This window comes from Trinickia acidisoli (assembly GCF_017315725.1).
GTDB lineage: Bacteria > Pseudomonadota > Gammaproteobacteria > Burkholderiales > Burkholderiaceae > Trinickia > Trinickia acidisoli.
Genome location: NZ_JAFLRG010000001.1, coordinates 698986 through 714638, shown reverse-complemented (window position 1 = coordinate 714638; position 15653 = coordinate 698986). Strand labels below are relative to the sequence as shown.

At 65.6% G+C, this 15653-nt stretch carries 13 protein-coding genes; 3 read left to right on the top strand and 10 right to left on the bottom strand.

The annotated features are described in order from the left end of the window. Positions 1 to 108: 108 nt before the first annotated feature. A complete protein-coding gene (locus J3485_RS03335) occupies positions 109 to 1413 on the bottom strand; it encodes a Glu/Leu/Phe/Val family dehydrogenase (protein WP_206951158.1) in 1305 nt (434 codons plus the stop codon). Positions 1414 to 1603: 190 nt separating this feature from the next. Then, the gene (locus J3485_RS03330) at positions 1604 to 2563 is read right to left on the bottom strand and encodes a LysR family transcriptional regulator (protein WP_206951157.1); all 960 of its coding nucleotides are present in this window, start codon (positions 2561 to 2563) and stop codon (positions 1604 to 1606) included. Between the two features lie 438 nt (positions 2564 to 3001). Between J3485_RS03330 and J3485_RS03325 the strand changes: the two genes are divergently transcribed. Together J3485_RS03325 and purB are read left to right on the top strand one after the other, a co-directional pair. Beyond that, positions 3002 to 4411, top strand: a complete 1410-nt coding sequence (locus J3485_RS03325; protein WP_206951156.1) for an MFS transporter — start codon at positions 3002 to 3004, stop codon at positions 4409 to 4411. A 156-nt stretch (positions 4412 to 4567) separates the two neighbouring features. Continuing rightward, positions 4568 to 5956, top strand: coding sequence for an adenylosuccinate lyase (gene purB, locus J3485_RS03320; RefSeq protein ID WP_206951155.1), 1389 nt, complete (start codon positions 4568 to 4570; stop codon positions 5954 to 5956). A gap of 75 nt (positions 5957 to 6031) precedes the next feature. Here the strand turns inward: purB and J3485_RS03315 are convergent, their stop codons facing one another. The 4 genes from J3485_RS03315 to edd all read right to left on the bottom strand — a co-directional run bounded on the left by J3485_RS03315 (position 6032) and on the right by edd (position 10739). After that, positions 6032 to 6529 carry a gluconokinase gene (locus tag J3485_RS03315; protein ID WP_206951154.1) on the bottom strand — a complete coding sequence of 166 codons (498 nt, stop codon included), beginning with the start codon at positions 6527 to 6529 and terminating at the stop codon, positions 6032 to 6034. A 49-nt stretch (positions 6530 to 6578) separates the two neighbouring features. After that, complete coding sequence (locus J3485_RS03310) at positions 6579 to 7946, bottom strand: GntT/GntP/DsdX family permease (RefSeq protein ID WP_206951153.1); 1368 nt, start codon at positions 7944 to 7946, stop codon at positions 6579 to 6581. 254 nt (positions 7947 to 8200) lie between these two features. Continuing rightward, a complete protein-coding gene (locus tag J3485_RS03305) occupies positions 8201 to 8836 on the bottom strand; it encodes a bifunctional 4-hydroxy-2-oxoglutarate aldolase/2-dehydro-3-deoxy-phosphogluconate aldolase (protein WP_206951152.1) in 636 nt (211 codons plus the stop codon). 10 nt (positions 8837 to 8846) lie between these two features. Next, positions 8847 to 10739, bottom strand: a complete 1893-nt coding sequence (gene edd / locus J3485_RS03300) for a phosphogluconate dehydratase (protein WP_206951151.1) — start codon at positions 10737 to 10739, stop codon at positions 8847 to 8849. A 286-nt stretch (positions 10740 to 11025) separates the two neighbouring features. Between edd and J3485_RS03295 the strand changes: the two genes are divergently transcribed. Further along, positions 11026 to 11883, top strand: coding sequence for a MurR/RpiR family transcriptional regulator (locus J3485_RS03295; protein WP_206955616.1), 858 nt, complete (start codon positions 11026 to 11028; stop codon positions 11881 to 11883). A gap of 103 nt (positions 11884 to 11986) precedes the next feature. Here the strand turns inward: J3485_RS03295 and J3485_RS03290 are convergent, their stop codons facing one another. From J3485_RS03290 to J3485_RS03275, 4 genes are all read right to left on the bottom strand, one after another. Beyond that, positions 11987 to 12403: a CopD family protein gene (locus J3485_RS03290; RefSeq protein ID WP_206951150.1), complete on the bottom strand. Its 417-nt coding sequence runs from the start codon at positions 12401 to 12403 to the stop codon at positions 11987 to 11989. A gap of 124 nt (positions 12404 to 12527) precedes the next feature. Beyond that, on the bottom strand, positions 12528 to 13817 hold the full coding sequence (locus J3485_RS03285) for a glutamate-5-semialdehyde dehydrogenase (RefSeq protein ID WP_206951149.1): 1290 nt from the start codon (positions 13815 to 13817) through the stop codon (positions 12528 to 12530). Positions 13818 to 13925: 108 nt separating this feature from the next. Continuing rightward, positions 13926 to 15014 carry a DNA polymerase III subunit delta gene (gene holA, locus J3485_RS03280; RefSeq protein WP_206951148.1) on the bottom strand — a complete coding sequence of 363 codons (1089 nt, stop codon included), beginning with the start codon at positions 15012 to 15014 and terminating at the stop codon, positions 13926 to 13928. Between the two features lie 40 nt (positions 15015 to 15054). Continuing rightward, a complete protein-coding gene (locus J3485_RS03275) occupies positions 15055 to 15606 on the bottom strand; it encodes an LPS-assembly lipoprotein LptE (RefSeq protein WP_206951147.1) in 552 nt (183 codons plus the stop codon). Positions 15607 to 15653 lie beyond the last annotated feature (47 nt).

Genomic DNA, 15653 nt, shown 5'->3' with positions numbered 1-15653 from the left:
AACGAAAAACGGGCGGACATCTTGCGATGCCGCCCGCTCGAGAAACCGGACGCGCCGTGAGGGGCGCGCCGGTAGTTCAAACCCGCTTCGCTTGTGGCGAATAGGGAATCAGGGATACAGGCCACGCATTTCGCGCGCCATCAAAATCCGCTTACACGCGACGATGAACGCCGCCGTGCGCATCGACACCTTGTTGTCGCTCGCCACTTGCCAGACAGCGCTGAACGCTTCGCGCATGACGCGCTCGAGGCGCTGGTTGATCTCGTCTTCGGTCCAGAAGAAGCTCGAGAAATCCTGCACCCACTCGAAGTACGACACCGTCACGCCGCCGGCGTTGGCCACGACGTCGGGGATCACGAGCACGCCCTTGTCGTGCAGGATGTCGTCGGCCGCCGTCGTGGTCGGACCGTTCGCACCTTCGACGACGATCTTCGTCTTGATCTTCGCCGCGTTCTTCTCGGTGATCTGGTTTTCGAGCGCCGCCGGGATCAGGATGTCGCTTTCGATCGTCCAGAACTCGTCGTTCGAAACCGGATCGGCGCCCTTGAAGCCGCCCACGCCACCCGTATTCGCGACGTGCTCGAGCAACGCGTGCGTATCGATGCCGCTCGACTTATGGAGCGCGCCCGTATGATCTTGCACGGCGACGACCTTCGCACCGGCTTCCTCGAACAAGCGCGCGGCGATGCCGCCCACGTTGCCGAAGCCTTGCACGGCGATGCGTGCGCCTTTGATCTCGAGACCCGTGCGGCGTGCCGCTTCCGTGCCGACGACGAACACGCCGCGGCCGGTCGCTTCACGGCGGCCGAGCGAGCCGCCCAGCGTGATCGGCTTGCCCGTCACGACGCCCGTGGCCGTTTGGCCTTGGTTCATCGAGTACGTGTCCATCATCCACGCCATGATCTGCTCGTTCGTGTTGACGTCAGGCGCGGGGATGTCGGTGTTCGGTCCGATGATGATGCCGATTTCGCTCGTGTAGCGGCGCGTGACGCGCTCGAGCTCGCCACGCGAGAGCGTGCGCGGATCGACGCGGATGCCGCCCTTCGCGCCGCCGTACGGCACGTTCACGGCCGCGTTCTTCACCGACATCCAAGCCGACAACGCCATCACTTCGGACAGCGTGACGTCCTGGTGGTAACGCACGCCGCCCTTGCCGGGACCGCGCGAGACGTTGTGCTGAACGCGATAGCCTTCGAAGTGCGCGACGGTGCCGTTATCGAGTTCGATGGGCACGTCGACGATGAGAATGCGCTTCGGGCGCTTGAGTGTTTCGATCCAACGCGACGACGAACCGAGGTACGGTGCGACGCGATCGACTTGACGCAGATAGTTTCCCCAGGGGCCGAGATCGTCGGCGTGAAGGTACGAGGGGATCGATTGTGCAGACGTGGTGGACTGCAATTGCGCTGACATGGACACTCCAACGGTCACTGAATGTGCGCCATTGTCGAAAAAGCCCTTTTTGAAATCCAATGCCGTTTGGTCATCCCGTTATGCATTTCTTGCATAACGTCGATACCGAGGCCGACTCGGCCCACGCTGCCAAGCGAGCAGCCGCGCGCGACGCCGCGCAGTACGCACGGTCGTGCCGCTACCGTCATCGCTACGCTTGCGCGACGCCGAGTTCGTCGGCAACGACCTGCCATAAGCGGCGCACGAGTTGCTGGCGCGGATCGTCGCCATTGACCGCGAGTTTGTCGCGGTACAGGCGGATTTCCATCGTCAACGTGAAGCGATCGGCAGGCAACCCGCGCGAAGCCGCACGGTCGAGCCGGATCAAATCGCCGGCCGCGACGGCGTCTTCGACGGCGCTGTGCGGCAAGAAAGCAACGCCGTGTCCGGCCAGCGCCATCGCCTTGAGCGCCTCGGCCATATCCGTTTCGTAGATCCGATCCAGACACAGCCGCTCGGGCGAATTCGCGACGATGACTTCGGTCATGCGCCCGAGATACGCGTTCGGCGTGTACGAGAGATAGGGGACCGGCGCGTCGGCGGTTCCCGGCAGGACGTAGCGCGCGCGGCCCGCGCGCGTCGGCGCCGAGAACGGGCTGATCGGCTCGAAGCCGAGCGTGAGCATGTCATAGCGGCCCGGATCGAGCGCGACCGGATGGCTCGGGTGGTGATAGCCCATCACGAGATCGCAGCCGCCTTCGACGAGCGAGAGCACGGCATCGTGAACGTTCAGCGCGCGCAGCCGCGTGTGCACGGGCCCCATCTGCGCTTCGATCCGCTGCAGCCAGAGCGGAAAGTAGGTGAGCGACAGCGTATGCGGCACCGCGAACTCGATCGTGGCGGCTGGCGAACCCACATGCCCGCGCAGCAGTATCCGCGACTCGTGCATGTGCGAGAGCATCGCGAGCGCCTGCTCGCGAAACACCTCGCCCGCCTGCGTGAGCCTCGTCGGATAGACCGACCGGTCGATGAGCTCGGTGCCGAGCCACGCCTCGAGCGCCTGGATGCGGCGCGAAAACGCGGGTTGCGTCACGTGCCGTAGCTCCGCGGAACGGCTGAAGCTGCGCGTCTCAGCGAGCGAAACGAAGTCTTCCAGCCATTTGAGTTCCATGCGAGCGAGGGCCGTGCCGGCCGAACGAAAAGCGACGCTCGCATTGTACCGGGGCGGCCCGCCCCAAGCCGCCATGCCGCGCGACGCGGCGACGCACCGTACACCCCGCATCCGCCGTTTCATGGCAACGTTGGTGCAGCGCACCATCGACGCGCGCCGGGCACATCGGGAGTGCCGTACCGCGCGATGCAGGTGCGCCGACGCTGTCGCCCGCAGTCGTCATCGCCGGACGCCCACGCAGACGCGGCCGCATCGGAAATGCCGCAATCGTAAGCGGCGCCTGACGATGCGGCCGGCCGGACGAGCGAAGGAGCGTCGATGGCATAGCGCTTGCGTTAGCGAGCCGTCGCGCGACGCGTAGAGCGCAGCCAAGACCGTGAGATGCCGCGGCGCTCATCGCCGCTAACGATTCATCCGACATTCGACGCGAGGACGATCATGAAGAACCTGCAAGATGCGCTACGGAGCGGCAATTGGCGCTCGCTCCTCGCCTGCTTTCTCTACTTCGACACGGGCTTCACGATCTGGATCGCCTATGGACCGCTCGCACCGTTCATCGGCAAGAGCATCGCCATGAACGCGGCGCAGCAGGGTTTTCTCGTCGCCGTGCCCGTGCTCTCGGCCGCGATTCTGCGCGTGGCGCTCGGCAACCTCTATCAGTCGGTGAACGGGCGGCGCGTGGCGCTGATGGGTATCGCGATTTCCGCGCTGCCCGCGATTCTGCTGCCGCTGCTGCCGGCCACGCCGTCCTACACGCTGCTGCTCGTACTGGGCGTTTTCCTTGGCGTCGGGGGCGCGAGCTTCGCCGTCGCGCTGCCGATGGCGGGCAGCGGCTATCCGCCGAAGGTGCAGGGCCTCGTGCTCGGCCTCGCCGCCGCCGGCAACATCGGCGCCGTGCTCAACGGCTTCCTGTTTCCGCGCGTGGCCAGCGCGTTCGGCTGGCAGTACGCAACGGCGTCCGCCCTGCCGCTGCTCGCGATCGCCGGCCTTACGATGTTCGCGTGGGGCGACGACCGCGGCAAAAAAACCGGCAGCGCCACGCGCGCACTGGCCGGCTTCGCCACGATACTCGCAGGCCTCGTCGCGCTCGTGCTCGCCGTGCATGCGGGCGTATTCGGCGCGGGCAGAACCGGCGTGCTGCTGCTGCCGGTGCTCGGCGCGACCGGGGCCATCGCGCTCTTGCCGGCGCGCTATCGCGCCGTGCTCGCCGAGCGCGACACCTGGGCCATGATGCTCGTCTACAGCATCACGTTCGGCGGCTTCGTCGGCATGTCGTCGTATGTAACGCTGCTGCTCACGACGCTCTATCAAATGCCGAAGCTCGAGGCCGGCGCGTTCATGTCGGTGCTCGCTTTTCTCGGCGCGATCGTGCGGCCGATGGGCGGCTACGTGGCCGACCGCATCACCGGTGTACGCGCGCTCACGGGCGTGCTCGCCGCGATCTCGCTCGCCGATTTCACCTTCGCCGCCTGGATGCCGCCGCTCGCGGGCGGCATTGCGATTCTGGTGTGCCTCTATCTCGCGTTCGGCATCGGCAACGGCGCGACGTTCCAACTCGTTCCCCATCGCTGGAAAAGCAAGACAGGCCTGCTCTCGGGCATGATCGGCGCGGCCGGCGGCATCGGCGGCTTCTATCTGCCGGTGGTGATGGGCATCGCCAAGGAAAGCACGGGCAGTTATCAATTGGGTTTCGCCACGTTCGGCGCACTCGCGGCCTGCACTTGCCTCGCGATCCTCGCGCTGCGCGGCCAATGGCTCGTCTGGGCCAGCCCGGCCGGCGCGGCGCTCGAAGCCGCACATGCGGCCAAGCCTGCGCGCGTCGGGCAAGCCGCCGCCGCGAACGAATGACGCGATCGAGCGAGCCGCGCTCGTCGAATTGCCCGATCGCCCCCTCGACTACCCGAACTGAGTCGGACTCAGTCCCGCTAAGTTGGGCTCCGGCGGTGGTAAAATCGCGGGTTCTCCCCTATTCCGAACCCGCGCCATCGAGCGCACCGCCCCATCATGTCCGATACCCGCGCCGATACGCTGTTTGCTCTCACCGCCCTTTCGCCGCTCGACGGCCGCTATGCCGCCAAGACAGAGGCGCTGCGCGACTGGCTCTCCGAAGCCGCATTCATGCGCCATCGCGTGACCGTCGAAGTCCACTGGCTCATCGCGCTGTCGCAAGCCGGCTTCGCCGAGATGCCGCGCTTTTCGGAAGCGGCCGAAACGTTCCTGCTCGATCTCGTTGCGCGTTTCTCGGCGCACGACGCCGCGCGCATCAAGGAAATCGAGCGCGTGACGAACCACGACGTCAAAGCCGTCGAGTACTGGCTCAAGGAATCGGTCAAGGGCCAGCCCGAGCTCGAACGCGCAAGCGAGTTCATTCACTTCGCCTGCACCTCGGAAGACATCAACAATACGTCGCACGGCCTCATGCTTGCCGGCGCGCGCGAGCACGTGATCCTGCCCGCGCTGCGCTCGGTGCACTGCCGCCTCGTCGCACTCGCGCACACGCAGGCCGAGCAGCCGATGCTTGCGCGCACGCACGGCCAGCCGGCCACCCCGACGACGCTCGGCAAGGAAATCGCGAACGTCGCCGCCCGCCTCTCGCGTGCGATCGAGCGCATCGCTCAAGTCGAGCTTCTCGGCAAGATGAACGGCGCGGTGGGCAACTACAACGCGCATCTGTCGGCTTACCCGAGCTTCGACTGGGAAGCGTTCTCGCGCAACGTCATCGAACAGCGGCTCAAGCTCACGTTCAATCCGTACACGATTCAAATCGAGCCGCACGACTACATGGCCGAGCTGTTCGACGCCGTCGCGCGCGCGAACACGATCCTGCTCGATTTGGACCGCGACGTCTGGGGCTACATCTCGCTCGGCTACTTCAAGCAAAAGACGAAGGCCGGCGAAATCGGTTCGTCGACGATGCCGCACAAGGTCAACCCGATCGATTTCGAAAACTCGGAAGGCAACCTCGGCCTGGCGAATGCCACGCTGCGCCATCTGTCCGAGAAGCTGCCGGTGTCGCGCTGGCAGCGCGACCTGACCGATTCGACGGTGCTGCGTAACATGGGCGTCGCGCTCGGCTACTCGCTGCTCGCCTACGAAGCGCTGACCCGCGGCCTCGACAAGCTCGAAGTCAATCCGGCCCGCTTGAACGAGGATCTCGATGCGTGCTGGGAAGTGCTCGCCGAGCCCGTGCAGACGGTCATGCGCCGCTTCGGCATCGAAAATCCGTACGAGCAGTTGAAGGAACTCACGCGCGGCAAGGGCATCACGCGCGAAGCGCTGCGGCAGTTCATCGCCACGCTGGCCATTTCGGACGAAGCCAAGGCGCTGCTGATGAACATGACGCCCGCGTCGTACACGGGCAAGGCAGCGGAACTGGCCAAGCGCATCGCTTAAAGCCGCATCGAGCATCGAGCAAGGCGCACCGTCGATCGGCGGTGCGCATTTTTTGCGCAACGCGTGCGTCCCGCGCTAGCCGAGATCCGACACCACCTCGTCGACGATCGCCTCGGGCTCAAGCTCGATGCTGACCGCGATCGCTTCGTCCGCGCCAGGCTCCTCGAGCGTGTCGAGTTGGCTTCGCAACAGCGCCGGATTGAAGAAATGCCGGCCGCGCGTCGCCAGCCGCTCGTGCAGCAACTCGAACGAGCCCTTCAGATAAACGAAGCGTACCGTCCCGTCCCCTTCGGCGCCGCCGCGCAGCACGTCGCGGTACGCGCGCTTGAGCGCCGAGCAGCCGACGACGAGCGATTGCCCCGCCCGCACCTTCTCTTCGATGGCCGTACGAATGGCCGCGAGCCACGGCCATCGATCGTCGTCGGTGAGCGCAATGCCTTGCGCCATCTTTTCTTTGTTCGCGGCGCTGTGAAATTCGTCGCCGTCGACGAAGCCGCAACCGAGACGCTCGGCGAGCAACTCGCCGATCCTCGTCTTACCGGCGCCCGAGACGCCCATCACGATCAGAATCATTGCGTTTCCCTTAGAGCCCGTTCATGCCGGCAACGGGCTCGCACTGGTGCTAGACGACCGTCGCGAGCGCGAAGGTCAGCCCGAGGCCGAGCAGCGAGATGATCGTCTCGCAGAGCGACCATGTCTTGAAGGTCTGCCCGACCGTCATGCCGAAATACTCTTTGATCAGCCAAAAACCCCCGTCGTTCACGTGCGAGAAAATCAGCGACCCCGAGCCCGTCGCGAGCACGAGCAATTCGGGCTGAACGTGCAGCGCAGCGGCCTTGGCGATCGGTGCGACGATGCCGCAAGCCGTCGTCATCGCGACCGTGGCCGAGCCCGTCGCGAGGCGAATGAGCGCGGCGACGAACCAGCCGAACAGCAGCGGCGACAGGTGCGCCTGCGTCGCGACCGCAACGATCTGCTGAGAGATGCCGCTGTCGCGCAGCACGCCGCCGAAGCCCCCGCCCGCCCCGACGATCAGCGTAATGCCGGCGATCGGCGCGAGGCAATCGCCGCAGAACTTCTGAATCTGCTCGCGGTTGAAGCCGCGCTGGGCACCGAACGTCCAGAAGCTCACGATCACAGCGATCAGCAGTGCGACGTCGGAGTTGCCGACGAAGCGCAGCAGGTCGTTCGGCACCGACTTCGGCGCGAACAAAAGATCGGCCCAGCTACCGACGAGCATCAGCAATACCGGCAGCAAAATCGTGAACAGCGTAATGCCGAAGCTGGGCAGATCGCGCCGGCCTTGCGCGGCATCATCGGCCGATTCGATGAACTGCGCGGCGAGCGGGTTGTTCTCGGGCAGCTTGACGTATCGATGCACGAGTAGCGCAAACAACGGGCCAGCGACGATCGCGGTAGGGATGCCGACGATGAGCCCGTATGCGATCGTCTTGCCGATGTCTGCGTTGTACGCCTGCACGGCCAACAGCGCGGCCGGATGCGGCGGAATCAAGCCGTGCACGACCGAGAGGCCCGCTACCATCGGCAAACCGATGAGCAGCAGCGACTTGCCCGTGCGCTTGGCGACGTTGAATGCGATCGGGATCAAGAGCACGAAGCCCACTTCGAAGAAAACGGGCAACCCGACGATGATCGCGACGAACATCATCGCCCAGTGAATGTGCTTTTCGCCGAACCAGCGGATCAAGGTCGTCGCGATCTGTTCGGCCCCGCCCGATTCGGCCATCATCTTGCCGAGCATCGTCCCGAGGCCGACCACGATTGCGATATGGCCGAGCGTGCCGCCGTTGCCCGCTTCGAACGACTTCACGATCTGCCCGGCCGGCATGCCCGCGGCAAGCCCGAGCAGCAGGGAAATCACGATCAGGACCAGGAACGGGTAGACCTTGTACCGGGCAATCAGCAAGATGAGCGCCGCAATCGCAATCAGCGCGTAGAGCAGCAAGAGGCCGCCGTGAACCGATCCCATGAAAAGTCTCCTTTGCTTGTTATGAAACGAGAGAGGTAGACGAACGCGCGAGCGGTGCGAGCCTTGCTGCCCACGCATGGTCGCTGCATTTTAGTCGGCGCGGCGATTTGGCGATAGAACCGGTTCCATTAACGAAAACCCTGATCCCTCCCGCCTAAAACGGCACGAGAGCGCAGGAATGTGCGGATTGGCGGCGACGATCGTTGCGGCGCCGCGGCGCCCGGGCAGGCGGGCGCCGCGGCGCGGTACGCGTGTCAATGTTGATGAGCGGCCAGCTCGGATGCGGCGCGGGCAAGACGCGTGACTTCGTCCCAGTTCTGCGCAGCCAGGGCAGCCTTCGGCGTGAGCCACGAACCGCCGACGCAGACGACGTTCGGCAATGCGAGGAAGCTTGGCGCCGTCTCGGTCGTGATGCCGCCCGTCGGGCAGAACTTGAGCGCCGGGAACGGCCCGTACAGCGCTTGCAGCATCGGAATGCCGCCGGCCTGCTGAGCCGGGAAGAACTTGACCGTCTCGTAGCCGAGCTCGAGCGCGAGCAGGATGTCGCTCGGGGTCATGACACCGGGTAGAAGGGGCAGGCCCGCGTCCTGTGCGGCTTGGTGAATGTCCTTGGTGAGGCCCGGAGAGACCGCGAATTGCGCGCCGGCTTTCTTCGCTTGCGCGCAGTGCTCGGGCTTCGTGATCGTACCGACGCCGACGACGATGTCCGGCGAGAGTTGAGCCGCGCGCTCGATCGCGCCGATGCCGGCCGGCGTGCGCAGCGTGATCTCGAGGACCTTGACGCCGCCCGCATGGAGCGCGCGCGAAACGTGTTCGCCTTGCTCGACCGTCTCGAAGGCGAGCACCGGAATGACGGGGCCGAGGCGGACGATGTCTTCAACCTTTTTCATGCCGGACTCCTTATTGCTGAGGGGTGTGGATCGGACGCTCGGCCGACTCGCCGACGACCGACGGAAGTTCCTGCGGAACGAGCGGCCCGAATACCGAGGCGCCCATTTCGGCCGGCGCGGCGGCCGCTCGAAAAACGCCGAACAATTCGCGGCCGAAGCCGACTTCGTTTTCCGCTTGATGCTTGGGCTGCTCGACGGCGCGTGCGTTCCATTGCCCGGCGTCGATCTCGACGTCGAGGATGCCGCGCTCGGCGTCGATGAGGATCGTGTCGCCGTCGCGCACCTTGCCGAGTGGCCCGGCGAGCAGCGCCTCGGGCGAAACGTGGATGACGGCGGGCACCTTGCCCGACGCACCCGACATACGCCCGTCGGTGACGAGCGCGACGTGAAAACCTTGGTCTTGCAGGACGCCGAGTAGCGGCGTCAGGCGATGCAACTCGGGCATGCCGTTCGCACGCGCACCTTGGAACCGCACCACGGCGACGAAATCGCGCTTGAGTTCGCCCTTATCGAAGGCCGCCTGCACGGCCTCCTGCGAGTCGAACACGAGCGCTTGCGCGCGCACCGTGCGGTGCTCGGGCGCGACGGCCGAGATTTTGATGACGCCGCGCCCAAGCTTGCCTTGCATGAGCCGCAGGCCACCGTCGGGCTGGAACGGCTCGGCGAACGGCCGCAGCACCTTCGCGTCGCCGCTTTGCTCGGGACCGGGCACCCAGGCGAGCTGCCCATCGACGAGCTTCGGCTCTTCCGTATAGCGGCGCAGCCCCTTACCCATGACCGTCGTGACGTCCTCGTGCAAGAGGCCGCCCTCGAGCAGGTTGCAGATCAGGAACGCCATGCCGCCGGCCGCGTGATAGTGGTTCACGTCGGCTTTGCCGTTCGGATAGATCTTGGCGAGCAGCGGGACGGCCTGAGAAAGCGCGTCGAAATCGTCCCAATCGATCAGGATGCCCGCCGCGCGCGCGATCGCCACGAGGTGCAGCGTATGGTTGGTCGAGCCGCCCGTCGCGAGCAGCGCGACGATGCCGTTGACGATCGCCTTTTCGTCGACGACGTGGCCGATCGGCGTGTACGCCCCGCGCTCGGCGGTCAGATCGAGCACGCGGCGCGCGGCAGCCGCCGTCAGCGCGTCGCGCAGCGGCGTATGCGGATGGACGAACGCCGAACCCGGCAGATGCAACCCCATGACTTCCATGAGCATTTGATTGCTGTTCGCGGTGCCGTAGAACGTGCACGTCCCGTGCCCGTGATAGGCGGCCGATTCGGCTTCGAGCAGCGCGTCGCGCCCCACTTGGCCCGTCGCGAACTGCTGGCGGATCTTGGCTTTCTCGTCGTTCGAGAGCCCGCTCGTCATCGGGCCGGCCGGCACGAAGATCGTCGGGAGATGGCCAAACTGGAGCGCGCCGATCAACAGGCCCGGCACGATCTTGTCGCAAACGCCGAGACACAGGGCCGCATCGAACATGTTGTGCGTGAGCGCGACGGCCGTGCTCATCGCGATGACTTCGCGCGAAAAGAGCGAAAGCTCCATCCCCGCGTTGCCCTGCGTGATGCCGTCGCACATCGCCGGCACGCCGCCCGCGAATTGCGCGACGCCGCCGTTTTCACGCGCGGCCCGCTTGATGATCTCGGGAAAATCCTTGTACGGCGCGTGCGCGGACAGCATCTCGTTGTACGAGGACACGATGCCGATGTTCGGCTCGCGCATCGCCTTGATCGCGAGCTTGTCGTTGCCTTCGAGACCCGCGAAGCCATGCGCGAGGTTCGCGCACGACAGCACGCCGCGGGCCGGAAACCGCCCCTGCGCGGCATCGATGCGCGCGAGATAGGCCAAACGCGTGGGGCGGCTGCGCTCCACGATACGGCGGGTGACTTCGGTCAGCGTGCGATGCGGCGAAACCATGGGGGGACGCTCCTTCCTGAAAAACGGCGCTCGAGCACCGAGCCGGTGGCGCGATGCGGCCGGACGGCCGCTCCGCTCGATTTAGGCGGAGGAAGTTTAGTAGAAAAACTACATCATGACAATGCGGATTGATCGTGACCACCAAATAAATGCCGCATGTACGTCAATTGCCGATCGAAAGCGCTCGCCGCATCGGTAGAAAATATATGTAGATTTTCTACATATCACAAGCCATACTAGCGCCGTCGATAGAACACGATACACCCGCTTGGCGCGGTTTTCCGAGATGCTTGCCCGAATCGAATCCATGCGCGCGCAGTTGCGCCCATCCGAACGCAAACTCGCCGACTACGTGCTCGACGCCCCGCGCGAAGTGCTCGATCTGGCGATGACCGAACTTGCGCAGCGCGTCGGCGTGAGCCAGCCGACGATCGCGCGCTTTTGCCAAGCGCTCGGCTGCGGCGGCTTTCGCGAATTCAAAATCCGGCTGGCGCAGAGCATCGCGCCCGGGGTGCCATCGGTCTACCGCGACGTGCGACCCGACGAGCCGGCGCCTGGCGTCGTCGCCAAGGTGTTCGACCGGACGATCGGGGCGTTGATCGAAGTGAGAAACAGCCTGTCGGCGCACAGCGTCGCCAAGGCGATCGATCTGCTAGCACAGGCATCGCGAATCGAGTTCTACGGCGCCGGCGGCTCCGGCATCGCCGCGCAAGACATCCAGCACAAGTTTTTCCGGCTCGGCATCCCGAGCGTGGCTTATGCCGATCCGCACACGTACACGATGTCGGCCGCGTTGCTCGGCGCGGGGGACGTCGTCGTGACGATCTCGAACACGGGCCGCACGCGCGACATCGTCGAAGCGGCACGCTCGGCGCTTGCCTGCGGCGCGAAGGTCATCGCGATTACAAACAGCAACTCGCCGCTAGCACAGCTTGCGACGGTGAGCCTGTTTGCGAATGTCGCCGAAGAAACAGATATTTTTTCGCCGATGACCTCGCGCGTCTCGCATCTGGCGATCGGCGACATCCTCGCCGTCGGCGTGGCGCTTCATCGCGGACCCGATCTCGTCGACAAGCTAGCGCGGGCCAAAAAAGCGATTACACGGCTTCGGATCGAGACGCCGCCGAGGCGGGACGAGGAATAGGACGAAGAGCGTGACTGAACCGTGCGGGCGGCGCACATCGTGGCCGCCGCCCGCAGGCGTCTGCCGACAATTCGAGATGAGCAGACGCCTGAAGCGCCGCGCTTCAGAACGGCTTGACGACGACGAGCGCCACGGCCGCGATGAGCCCGAGCACAGGCAACTCGTTGAAGAAGCGATACCAGCGATCCGAGCGACGATTCTCGCCTCGCTCGAATGCCGTCAGCAGACGGCGGCAGTAGGCGTGATAAGCGACGAGCAACACCACGACGCCAAGCTTCGCATGCAGCCAGCCCTGCCCTTGCCCGATGCCGTAGCCGAGCCACAGCCAGAGGCCGCAGGCAAGCGCGATCGCGGCGATGAACGTCATGAACCGGTAGAGCTTGCGCGCCATCGTCAGCAGGCGGGCAATGGCGGCCGGCTCCGTTTCCATGGCAAGGTTGACGAAAATGCGAGGCAGATAAAACAGGCCCGCAAACCAAGAAGCCACGAAAACGATGTGAAACGTCTTGACCCAGAGCATCGGTGTTGTGTCGTCGTGCGTTGTCGTGCGTTGTGATTGATTCGTATCGACATGAAGGCCATCGCGCCGGGGTGCGCGCCGAAACTCGCATCCCATGCTCCCGCGCCGATTGCCGTGCCTCGCGCTACCGCCGAACTTCGCCGTGCCCGAGCACGACGTACTTGAGCGACGTGAGCCCTTCCAACCCGACGGGGCCGCGCGCATGCAGTTTGTCGTTCGAAATCCCGATCTCCGCGCCGAGCCCGTATTCGAAGCCGTCCGCGAAGCGCGTCGAGGCGTTCACCATCACGCTCGCCGAATCGACTTCGCGCAAAAAACGCATCGCTCGGTCGTGATCTTCGGTGACGATCGCGTCGGTATGCGCCGAGCCGTACGTATTGATGTGATCGATCGCCGCATCGATGCCGTCCACGACCTTGATCGCGAGCACCGGCGCGAGATACTCGGTACGCCAGTCTTCCTCGGTCGCATCGACGAGCGCGAGCGCCGGAGCGCCGCTGTCCCACGGCGCAGCTTCGAGCACTGCCCGCGCGGCGGCATCGACGCGCAGCTCGACGCCCTTGTCGCGATACACGCGCGCGAGCGAGGGCAACGCCGCGCGAGCGACGCCGCGCGCGACGAGCAGTGTTTCCATCGTGTTGCAAGTGCCGTAGCGATGCGTCTTCGCGTTGTCGCACACAGCCAGCGCTTTGCACAAATCGGCGCGGTCGTCGACGTAGACGTGGCAAATGCCGTCGAGATGCTTGATCATCGGCACCCGCGCTTCCTCGATGAGCCGCGCGATGAGACCCTTGCCGCCGCGCGGCACGATCACGTCGACGTATTCGGTCATCGTGACCAGCTTGCCGACGGCGGCGCGATCGGCTGTCTCCACCACTTGCACCGCGTCGCGCGGCAGGCCTGTCGCCGCCAACGCTTCACCGATCAGCGCCGCGAGCGCCGTATTCGACGCCAGCGCTTCCGAGCCGCCGCGCAGAATCGCCGCGTTACCGGATTTCAAGCACAGTGCCGCGGCATCGATCGTCACGTTCGGGCGCGATTCGTAGATGATGCCGATCACCCCGAGCGGCACGCGCATCTGACCGACCTGAATGCCGGTCGGCCGATATTTGAGATTGCTGATCTCGCCGATCGGGTCGGGCAGCGCGGCCACTTGGCGCAAACCCTCGATCATCGTCGCAATGGCTTTGTCCGACAGCGTCAGGCGATCGACGAACGCAGCATCCATGCCCTTGTCGCGCGCCTTGGCGACGTCGAGCGCGTTCGCTTCTTTCAGTGCCGCCTGCTCGCGCTCGATCGCGCGGGCGATCGCCTCGAGCGCATCGTTCTTGGCCGCCGTGGCGGCCCGCGCCATCGCACGCGAAGCGGCGCGCGCGCGGCGGCCGATGGCGGTCATGTATTCGTCGATTTCCATCCTGATTCTCTGATTCTCGTTCGTGGCGCACACGGCGCGGTGTGTATTCGCAATGGCGCCAAGGCCAGCGTTTCTTCGATTGTAAGCGGTTGGAGAGCGGTTAAGCGGCTAAGCGCCGATCGTGCGTACGGCAGCGCGCTTGCCCGGCGCCGCCACGAGCGCGGCGATCTCGAACAGCCCTTCCCACGGATCGGGCGGCAACGCCACCCGCCGCCGGCTGCCCGGCACCGTGCCCGTGAGCCCTTTCACCTGCCGATCGAGCGCCGCTGCGAGCGCGAGCCCCTCCTCGAGCAGCGGCTCCGTCACGCGCGAAAGCGCGGGGCCGACGAGCCGCTCGCGCGGCCCCCAGACGCGGTTCTCCCGCAGCAACATTGCCAGCGGCTTGCCGGCTGCCGCGCCGCGCTTGATTTTCAGCAGCGTGCGCAACTCCTCGGTCAGCGCCCACAGCACGAGCACGGCCGCCTCGCCCTCGCCCTTCAAGCCGTCGAGCATCCGCGAGAGCCGGCCGACATCGCCGGCGAGCATGGCTTCGTTGAGCTTGAAGACGTCGTAGCGGGCGACGTTGAGCACGGCGTCATGCACCTGCTCGAACGTCAGCGCGCCCTGCGGATAGAGCAGGCCGAGCTTTTGAATCTCTTGGTGAGCGGCCAGCAAGTTGCCCTCGACACGCTCGGCGATGAACTGCAGCGCGCGCCGGCCATCTTCGCCCGGCACCACGCGCTGACCTTGCTGCGCGAGCCGCTGCGCGACCCAATTGGGCAACTGCGCGCGTTCGACGGGATCGATCCGCAGCGAGACGCCACGCTCGGTCAGCGCCGTGAACCACGCCGACTTCTGCGTCGCGGCATCGAGCCGCGGCAGCGTCACGAGCGTCAGCACGTCCGGATTGTCGGCCACGGCGAGCACCTTGAGCGCATCGGCGCCTTCCTTGCCCGGCTTGCCCGACGGAATCCGCAACTCGATCAATTGGCGCTCGCCGAACAGCGACATCGATTGCGTCGCCCCCAAGAGCGAGCTCCAATCGAAGCTGCGCTCGACGGTAAACACGTTGCGCTCGGTGAAACCGGCCGCACGCGCCGCGGCACGGATGCGGTCGCACGCCTCCTGGGCGAGCAGATGCTCGTCGCCGTAGACGACGTACAAGCCGGCAAGGCCCTTGGTCAGATGCGTGTCGAGCGCGTCGAGTCGCAGTTGCATAGGCGGCGGATCGTGAAGCGTGTTTGGCGGAGACGGCCGATTAGAGCGGCGGCGGCGGCAGCGGCGCGCGTGGTGCGACGCCCGGCGTCTGTTGACCCGGCGCCGGATGCAGCGAGTGCACGGTCGCGAGCCGGCGCGTCAGTTGGTCGACCGCGTCGTTTTCCATGTCCGTATACAGCAGTTCGGATTCCTGCGCCTTCGCCAGCGCGTATTGCGTGCTGTACGTCATGGCCCGATTCAACGCCATCGCGCTCGGCGGAATGAGCACGGCGCCGTCTTTGCCGGTCAGCCTGTAGTTGAGGATGTAGGTGAGTTCGTACTCCTCGGCCGCGCCGAGCAAATTGAGCGTCAGCACCGATTGCCCCCGCGCTTCGCTGAGCGTCAGCACGGCATCGGCGTTCGCCGGCGACTGAACGATAACGGTATCGCTACCGCCCTCGATCATCCGCGTCAAGCGCGCGGCCACGACCGGCGGCGCGCCTACGATCGCGAGCCGCTTGAACGCATAGTTTTCCTGGCCGCGTAGCTGAAAGCCGCACGCGGCGAGCATCGTCGTGCCGCACACGAGCGCGAGAAACGTTCGGCGTATCACATTGGCTCCTTGATTGAATCGCGCGCGGCGACATCGCACCGCGCGCC

Coding starts and splice junctions, on each gene's coding strand:
- J3485_RS03305 (WP_206951152.1), bottom strand. CDS start 8,836: ATGAAAAAGGTTGAAGACATCGTCCGCCTCGGCCCCGTCATTCCGGTG.
- J3485_RS03295 (WP_206955616.1), top strand. CDS start 11,026: ATGCTTGCCCGAATCGAATCCATGCGCGCGCAGTTGCGCCCATCCGAA.
- J3485_RS03325 (WP_206951156.1), top strand. CDS start 3,002: ATGAAGAACCTGCAAGATGCGCTACGGAGCGGCAATTGGCGCTCGCTC.
- J3485_RS03315 (WP_206951154.1), bottom strand. CDS start 6,529: ATGATTCTGATCGTGATGGGCGTCTCGGGCGCCGGTAAGACGAGGATC.
- J3485_RS03290 (WP_206951150.1), bottom strand. CDS start 12,403: ATGCTCTGGGTCAAGACGTTTCACATCGTTTTCGTGGCTTCTTGGTTT.
- J3485_RS03310 (WP_206951153.1), bottom strand. CDS start 7,946: ATGGGATCGGTTCACGGCGGCCTCTTGCTGCTCTACGCGCTGATTGCG.
- J3485_RS03335 (WP_206951158.1), bottom strand. CDS start 1,413: ATGTCAGCGCAATTGCAGTCCACCACGTCTGCACAATCGATCCCCTCG.
- edd (WP_206951151.1), bottom strand. CDS start 10,739: ATGGTTTCGCCGCATCGCACGCTGACCGAAGTCACCCGCCGTATCGTG.
- J3485_RS03285 (WP_206951149.1), bottom strand. CDS start 13,817: ATGGAAATCGACGAATACATGACCGCCATCGGCCGCCGCGCGCGCGCC.
- purB (WP_206951155.1), top strand. CDS start 4,568: ATGTCCGATACCCGCGCCGATACGCTGTTTGCTCTCACCGCCCTTTCG.
- holA (WP_206951148.1), bottom strand. CDS start 15,014: ATGCAACTGCGACTCGACGCGCTCGACACGCATCTGACCAAGGGCCTT.
- J3485_RS03330 (WP_206951157.1), bottom strand. CDS start 2,563: ATGGAACTCAAATGGCTGGAAGACTTCGTTTCGCTCGCTGAGACGCGC.